Source organism: Ruegeria sp. AB9, from assembly GCF_056542585.1.
Window position 1 is genome coordinate 1 of the sequence record NZ_JBQGAA010000034.1, and the last position, 7,257, is coordinate 7,257.

Annotated in this window: 6 protein-coding genes and 1 pseudogene; 6 read left to right on the forward strand and 1 reads right to left on the reverse strand. The window is 55.1% G+C overall.

What is annotated here, in order from left to right:
• Positions 1-261 precede the first annotated feature (261 nt).
• Positions 262-915, reverse strand: coding sequence for a GntR family transcriptional regulator (locus ACR0K5_RS24790; RefSeq protein ID WP_480632190.1), 654 nt, complete (start codon positions 913-915; stop codon positions 262-264).
• Here ACR0K5_RS24790 and ACR0K5_RS24795 point away from each other — a divergent pair.
• The 6 genes and pseudogenes from ACR0K5_RS24795 to ACR0K5_RS24820 all read left to right on the forward strand — a co-directional run.
• Complete coding sequence (locus ACR0K5_RS24795) at positions 914-2,215, forward strand: Gfo/Idh/MocA family protein (protein ID WP_480632191.1); 1,302 nt, start codon at positions 914-916, stop codon at positions 2,213-2,215. The two genes, ACR0K5_RS24790 and ACR0K5_RS24795, sit on opposite strands and share 2 nt — an antisense overlap.
• 88 nt (positions 2,216-2,303) lie before the next feature.
• A complete protein-coding gene (gene dctP / locus ACR0K5_RS24800) occupies positions 2,304-3,314 on the forward strand; it encodes a TRAP transporter substrate-binding protein DctP (protein WP_480632192.1) in 1,011 nt (336 codons plus the stop codon).
• 30 nt (positions 3,315-3,344) lie between these two features.
• Positions 3,345-3,920: a TRAP transporter small permease gene (locus tag ACR0K5_RS24805; protein WP_170351611.1), complete on the forward strand. Its 576-nt coding sequence runs from the start codon at positions 3,345-3,347 to the stop codon at positions 3,918-3,920.
• Positions 3,917-5,212 carry a TRAP transporter large permease gene (locus tag ACR0K5_RS24810; RefSeq protein WP_480632193.1) on the forward strand — a complete coding sequence of 432 codons (1,296 nt, stop codon included), beginning with the start codon at positions 3,917-3,919 and terminating at the stop codon, positions 5,210-5,212. The genes ACR0K5_RS24805 and ACR0K5_RS24810 overlap by 4 nt, the downstream gene beginning before the upstream one ends.
• Complete coding sequence (locus ACR0K5_RS24815) at positions 5,212-7,101, forward strand: bifunctional sugar phosphate isomerase/epimerase/4-hydroxyphenylpyruvate dioxygenase family protein (RefSeq protein WP_480632194.1); 1,890 nt, start codon at positions 5,212-5,214, stop codon at positions 7,099-7,101. Before ACR0K5_RS24810 ends, ACR0K5_RS24815 begins: the two co-directional genes overlap by 1 nt.
• Positions 7,101-7,257 (forward strand): annotated as a pseudogene (locus ACR0K5_RS24820) (citryl-CoA lyase); the annotation flags it as partial. The gene ACR0K5_RS24815 and the pseudogene ACR0K5_RS24820, both read left to right, overlap by 1 nt.

Genomic DNA, 7,257 nt, shown 5'->3' on the forward strand with positions numbered 1-7,257 from the left:
TCCGAAAACAGCAATTCCTTAGCACTACGACCCCGGGTTTTCAGATGTTTGCCGAGATCGCAGGATAGGTGTGTCCAGTAGTTGACTGCCTATGGTCATTCTAAAAGTTTGCGACACATCCGCTGCGACTGCAGAAATCAAACGACGTACTCAAGGTCGGTTATGGGCCGTTCACAAACTTCTCGATTTAGATGTAGAATTTTGAGGTATTCCCTGCCAAATCGACCTGAGGACGCCGAAGCACGCAATTAGTATGCCGCCTTACATAGCCTCCAATGTGTGGGTGAGGCCGTTTCGGATGTGATCTTCCAGCAGTATCTTGGCCGTGTCGGCGTCTCTGGCCAGTGCTGCATCAAACATGCCCTTGTGCTCCTTGACGGCCTCTTCGCCGCGATAGGTCAGCACGAGCATCTGATACCGCAGATATTTGTCGTAGATGATCGAGTGCAGAGACAGAAGATTCTTGGAATTGCAGGCCGCGATCATCGCCTGGTGAAACTCCCAATCATATCTTTTCCAAGTCTCTTTTTCGGATTCATCTCCTCTGAGAAGCTGCTGTTCCATCAAGTGCAGTTTGTGGTGTGCGGCAACCAGGTTGCCTTCCCAGTCCGTGTCGCCATTCGCAATGGACAACTCCAACGCGTGGCATTCCAACAGAACGCGCAGCTCTGCAATCTCGGTCAGGTCTTCTCGTGAAACCGGCGTGACCAGGAAACCCCGTTGCTCGGGAGCTTCGACAAATCCGTCGCTGGCGAGTCTGTTCAGCGTTTCACGAAGTGTCGAAAGGCTTGCCGAGTAGCGTTCCTTCAAGGCGTCCAGCTTCAGTTTGGAGCCGGGCTGCAACTCCCCGAAGATGATGTCCCGCTTGATGCGCTGATAGGTGCTTGCACCTATCGTAGACGGCTGTTTCGCCATGCGTTTCACCCGATGTTCTTGGTCTCTTCGTTCAGTTAACATTTTTCAAAGACATCAGCAATCCAAACTGATGTATGGTAAAAATAAAAATATCATACATTATTGCGGAATCGCGAAAACCCCAATACGGTCGTGGCCAAGTTGGGCAAAGCAGCCCGATCGCAAACATCAGGTTCGGGGTTTTCCGAACCACCCGGAAGGAAGCAAAGTGTCTCAGAACTTTCGCATTGCCATTGTCGGCATTGGCCTTGTTGGACGCCGCCACGCTGACGCTGTCCGAGCGTTGCGTCATGTTGATCTTGTTGCAGTTGTCGACCCCAGCACCGAAGGCCGCGCGTACGCCGTTGAACATGGGGTCGCATGTTATGCGACTCTCGAGGAAATGTTTGCAAATCAGACGCCGGACGGAGCTGTTCTTGCGACCCCGACCACGCTTCATGTTGAACAGGGCCTCACGTGTGTTCGACATGGTTGTCCCGTTCTTGTCGAAAAACCGATCGCCGTGGAAGCCACCACTGCACTGGAGCTTGTCCAAGCAGCGGAGAAGGCCAATGTGCCGCTGATGGTTGGACATCATCGCAGACACAATCCTCTGATCAGGTCGGCTAAAGAAGCCATTGTCGATGGGAAGATTGGAGATGTGCGCGCTGTCCATGCGAATTGCTGGTTTTATAAGCCAGACGAATATTTTGATGCTGCGCCCTGGCGAAAGAAACCCGGTGCAGGGCCCATCTCGGTCAATCTTGTCCACGATGTGGATCTGCTGCGGTACCTGGCCGGAGAAGTCATAACCGTACAGGCGCAGTCGGCTGCATCGCAGCGAGGTTACGACAACGAAGATGTTGCCGGTGCTCTGTTGACGTTCGAAAGCGGAGCGATAGGAACCATAAGTGTGTCCGACAGCATCGTTGCTCCATGGAGCTGGGAGATGACGTCTCAGGAATATCCAATCTATCCTTCAACCACTGAGAGTAGCTACATGGTAGGTGGCTCTCACGGGTCATTGTCCGTTCCCGATCTTCGACTGTGGAGTTACCAGAGTGAGCAAAGGGATTGGTGGACGCCAATCTCATCAACCGCGCTGAAGAAGGGTGCATCCGATCCTCTGGTCAATCAACTCAGGCACTTTGTTGAAGTCGCTCGGCGCGAAGCAGATCCTATTGTGTCCGGATGGGAAGGCTTCAGGACGCTCCAAGTCATTGAAGCTATTCAGAATTCCTGCAGGTCGGGCGAGACTGTCAGGATCAGAAGCCTTCAGGATATGCAGCAACAGAGACTGCAGATAATGAAAAATATCTGATATTTTGTAAAAAATCTTGCAAAAATCCCAAAATAGGTCAAAACTTAGAATCGGAAAAATGCATCATGATGTCTCAGGGAGGAGCAAAGTGATTACCAAACTTACCCGCCGGGCTGCTGTGTCAGCCCTGGTCGCAACCGGTGTTCTGTTCAGCGCAACAAGCGGCGCATTGGCAGAGGGCAAAGTGCAACTTCGCCTCGCAACGTCGGGGTCGGATACCGATCAGCGTTCGGTCGCCATGGCCGAGGTCTTTGCGCCGATGGTCGCTGATTTCGCAAGCTACGAGCCCAGCTATAACGGCACCATCTTCGCGCAGGGTACCGAGCTGGACGCCATCAGCCGGGGCAATCTGGAAATGTCGATCACCTCGGCGCAGGAACTGGCTCAGTTCTTCCCCGAGTTTTCGATCTTTACCGCAGGCTATGTCCATCAGGATGCGGCGCATCAGGTTGCCGTCTTTAACGATCCCCTGATGGATGCCTTCAAGCAGAAGGCCGAAGAAGAGCTGGGCGTCAAACTGCTGTCGGTCATGTATCTGGGTCGTCGTCAGGTGAACCTGCGCCAGCCCAAGGATGAACTGACGGTTTCGACGCCCGCCGATCTGGAAGGCGTGAACCTGCGGATGCCGGGCACTGACGCATGGCAGTTCCTGGGCAAAGCATTGGGTGCTGCGCCGACTCCGATGGCTTTCTCCGAAGTCTACACGGCGCTGTCGACAGGGGCGGTTGACGGTCAAGACAATCCGTTGCCGACCGTTGTGGACGCCAAATTCTATGAAGTGACCAATCAGATCGTTCTGACGTCGCATCTGGTCGATTTGAACTACATCGCCATCGGCAAAGAGGTCTGGGACGGTTTGACACCGGAACAGCAGGCCAAGGTTCAGGAAGCTGCGGATGCTGCGGCTGAATCCGGCCGCCAGAAGCAGCTTCAGAAAGAAGAGGACCTTGTCAGCTTCCTCAAAGAACAGGGCATGGCGGTCTACGAGCCCGACCTGGCGGCGTTCCGCGATCAAGTACAGTCGATGTATCTGGAAAGTGAATTTGCCGGGTCATGGCCCGACGGTGTGCTTGAGCAGATCAACGCTCTGGGCAACTAAGTTCGTCTACACAAGGGAGGGAGAACCGAAATGAAAGGCTTCATAAAGGGGTTCTCCCGACTGACCGAAGCGATTGCCGGCGGGATGCTGGCGGCAATCTTCTTAATCTTCCTTCTGCAAATTCTTCTGCGGTACTTCTTTACCCCCGCCGGTTGGACGCTTGAACTGATCGGCATTCTCTGGGTCTGGGTGATCTTTTTTAGCTGCGCGTTCATCGTGCGCGAGAGAGATCACGTGAAGTTCGACATCATCTACCTTTCAGTGCCGATGCGCGTTCGTCAGGTCTTTGCGATGTTGGCGGCCGCGGCGATTGTGGTCGGGATGCTCTACAGTTTCCTGCCGACGTGGGACTACATCGACTGGATGAAGATCCGCAAAACCGCGACCGTTCGCAATCCCTTCTCGGGTGAGAAGATACCATTGCGCACCGTGTTCTCGATCTATGCCGTGTTCATGCTGGTTGTCGCCGCGCGGTATGCATGGCTGTTCTTTGACATCATGCGCAACGGCCCACCAAAAACCGAACTTGAAATGGTCGTGGGGTACAACGTGGTTGACGAACATCCCCGCGTTGATGTGGAAGACGACGAGGACGCAAGCAAATGAGTTTTGAACTTCTTTCCTGCCTGCTCACACTCTTTGTTCTGGCAGGCATCGGGACCCCTATCGGCTATTCCATCCTGCTGGCGTCACTGATGTATCTGGGTGTCGCCGGTCTGGACGTCGCGCTGGCGGGTGAAAAGATCCTGCAGGGTTTCTACAAAAGCACGATCCTGCTTGCCGTGCCTTTATTCATAGTCGCCGCGAATATCATGAACGCGGGGTCGATCACTGACCGCTTGCTGAACTTCTGCGTCGCTGCGGTCGGGCGGTTCAAGGGTGGCCTTGGGCACGTCAACGTGGTTGCGTCGCTTATCTTCTCCGGCATGTCCGGCTCGGCGGTCGCGGATGCCGCGGGGATCGGCAAGATTATCATTGAGATGATGACCAAAGACGGTCGCTACAGCCGAGGTTATGCTGCCGCGATCACCGCCGCGTCGGCGACGATTGGCCCGATCATCCCGCCCTCGATCCCGATGGTTCTGTATGCGCTGGTCTCAAAAGCGTCTATCGGATCGCTGTTCCTGGCCGGTATTCTGCCGGGCCTGATCATGGGCGTCGTCCTCATGGCGATGAACTATTATCTGGCCGGAAAGCGGGACTTTGCATTGGAAGAACCAGTTCCACTGCGTGAATTGCCCGCAAAAACCGCCAACGCGTTCCCGGCACTGCTGATGCCCGCAATCCTGCTGTACGGTATATATGGCGGCGTCACTACTCCGACCGAGGCTGCCGCAGTTGCTGCATTTTACGCCCTACTACTGGCTGCGTTGTTCTACCGCGCACTGACCTTCCGTGGCCTTTACCAAGTGTTCGTCGACAGTGCGCGCTCTTCCGCGGCCGTCGGGGTGGTCATTGGCGGTGCGTTCATTCTGAACTTCATCGTCATTCAGGAACAGATTCCACAGTCGATTTCGGCTTTGCTGGAAGGCTCAGATGTCAGCCCGATTGTGTTCCTGATCTTAGTCAACCTGCTGATCCTTGCGCTGGGATGCGTACTGGACGCAACGACGATCATCCTGGTGATTGTGCCGTTGTTTATTCCCACCTGTGAAGCGCTCGGGATTGATCTGGTGCATTTCGGAGTTCTGGTCGTCGTGAACTCGATGATCGGCCTGATAACTCCGCCTTATGGCATTCTACTCTTTGTGATCAACGCCGTGACGGACATTCCGCTGCGTGAAATCATCTCGGAAATCTGGGCGTTCCTGGCAGTGCTCATCTTCGCCCTGGTGATCATGATGCTGATGCCGGATCTGGTCCTGTGGTTGCCGCGGATGTTTGGGTATCAGGGATAATGTGCCTCTCGGTTTCGACAACGTCGATCCCCGGTGATCTGGCAGAAAAACTGAGCGCTATCGCTGACGCGGGATTCGGGGGTGTCGAATTACACGAACCGGATTTGACAGCTTTTGATGGGCCGCCATCGCAAATTCGGAACATTGCATCAGATCTCGGCCTGAAGATTTGCCTGCTGCAGCCGTTCCATAACCTCGAATGCCAATCTGGCGGCGGTAGACAGCGCGCTTTTGATCGGCTGAAGCGCAAACTCGATCTGATGGGTGAGTTGGGCACAAAACTGCTGCTAATCGGGTCTGCCTTCGAGGTCGATGCCACTGCAACCGAAGAACAGGTAATCGCAGACCTGGGCGAGGCGGCCAAAATCGCGAAAGAGATGGGGCTGCGTCTGGCCTATATGGGCTTGCCATGGTCGGATCTTATTCACTCGGATGAACAGGCATTAGGCGTCGTTGAAGCTGTCGACAGCCCTCATCTGGGGTTGGCTTTGAATTCCTTCTTCTCGCTTGCCGACGGGTCCAAACCAGCCCGCCTTCGGGACATTCCTGGAGAGCGGCTGTTCCATGTGCAACTGTCCGATGCACCCCGACTTGAGATGGACATACGTCGACTGAAACGGCACTTTGGGCTTCTGCCGGGGCTTGGATCGCTGAACCTAGCGGGCTTCGTACGGGTGCTGTCCCGCGCCGGATACACGGGGCCTTGGTCCATTGCACGTGTCAACGAAGCGACGCCGCAACCCGGTGGTCAAACGCTGGCGCGTGACTGCTACAGATCGCTGCTCAATCTTTTGGACGAGGTATCGCGGACCGAGCCTGGGGCGAACTTTGGCATCCCGAATCTGCCAGAACGCGTCTATGCGTCTGGCTTTGAATTCGTCGAATTTACGGCTGACGAAACGAGCGGAGCGCAACTTGCAGATATGCTCTCGACCATGTGTTTCCGCATGGAACGCAAGCACGTCAGCAAGTCGGTCGAGCTGTGGCGGCAGGGTGCCATAAACATCGTCGTGAATACCGAAAAAGAAGGCTTCGCACATTCGGCATTTCTGGGCCACGGCCCCTCGGTCTGCGACATGGGGTTGCGCGTCAAGGACGCGGATCAGACGGTTCAGCGGGCGACCGCGTTGGGCGCGCCGAATTTCTCACAGCCGGTGGGGACCGGGGAACTGGATATCCCAGCCATCCGAGGTGTCGGTGGCAATGTCGTCCATTTCATCGATGAGAAATCCGATCTGCATCGGGTATGGGACATCGAGTTCGAGCCGGTTGCCAAAACCAAAGCGACCCAGCCTGCTGGTCTGCGCCGTATCGATCATTTGGCGCAGACGATGCGTCACGATGAGATGCAAAGCTGGCTGCTCTACTACATTTCTACTTTTGAGATGGCGAAGTCGCCAATCGTAAACGTTGCAGACCCGTCTGGCGTTGTACAAAGCCAAGCCATTGAAAGCCCCGAGGGCGAAGTGCGCCTGAACCTGAACGGAGCCGTTGGTCGTCGGACTTTGGCGGCGTCATTCCTTGAAGATGGCTTTGGGGCCGGTGTTCAGCACATCGCTTTCCTGTCGGACGATATTTTTGAAACGTCGGATCAGTTGCGCAAATCAGGCTTTCCCAGTTTGACGATCCCAGAGAACTACTATGCCGATCTGCAAGCGACCTTCGGATTGGATGAAGATCTGATCGCCCAACTGCGCGAGGGCAACATTCTCTACGACCGGACAGCGAGTGCCGAGTATTTTCAGATCTACAGCCGCCCGATCTTTAACGGCTTCTTCTTCGAAATCGTCGAACGCCGTATGGGCTATGCTGGATATGGCGCGCGCAACGCGCCCATTCGCCTTGCCGCGCAAAGCAAAACCCAGACGATGAAAGAGGTGCAAACATAATGACGAGCGATGAAAAAGCTGTGCGCCAATGGTGGCGCACCTCCATCATCGACATGAAGCCCGGCCAGATCGCGTTTCGTGGCCATCCCATTGAGGATCTGATCGGGAACGTATCTTTCCCGCAGATGATCTGGCTGATGGTGCGGGGCGATCTGC

What these genes read in the sequence shown, in the direction of transcription:
- ACR0K5_RS24795 (WP_480632191.1), top strand. Translation starts at nt 914, where the DNA reads ATGCGTTTCACCCGATGTTCTTGGTCTCTTCGTTCAGTTAACATTTTT.
- ACR0K5_RS24805 (WP_170351611.1), top strand. Translation starts at nt 3,345, where the DNA reads ATGAAAGGCTTCATAAAGGGGTTCTCCCGACTGACCGAAGCGATTGCC.
- ACR0K5_RS24815 (WP_480632194.1), top strand. Translation starts at nt 5,212, where the DNA reads ATGTGCCTCTCGGTTTCGACAACGTCGATCCCCGGTGATCTGGCAGAA.
- ACR0K5_RS24810 (WP_480632193.1), top strand. Translation starts at nt 3,917, where the DNA reads ATGAGTTTTGAACTTCTTTCCTGCCTGCTCACACTCTTTGTTCTGGCA.
- ACR0K5_RS24790 (WP_480632190.1), bottom strand. Translation starts at nt 915, where the DNA reads ATGGCGAAACAGCCGTCTACGATAGGTGCAAGCACCTATCAGCGCATC.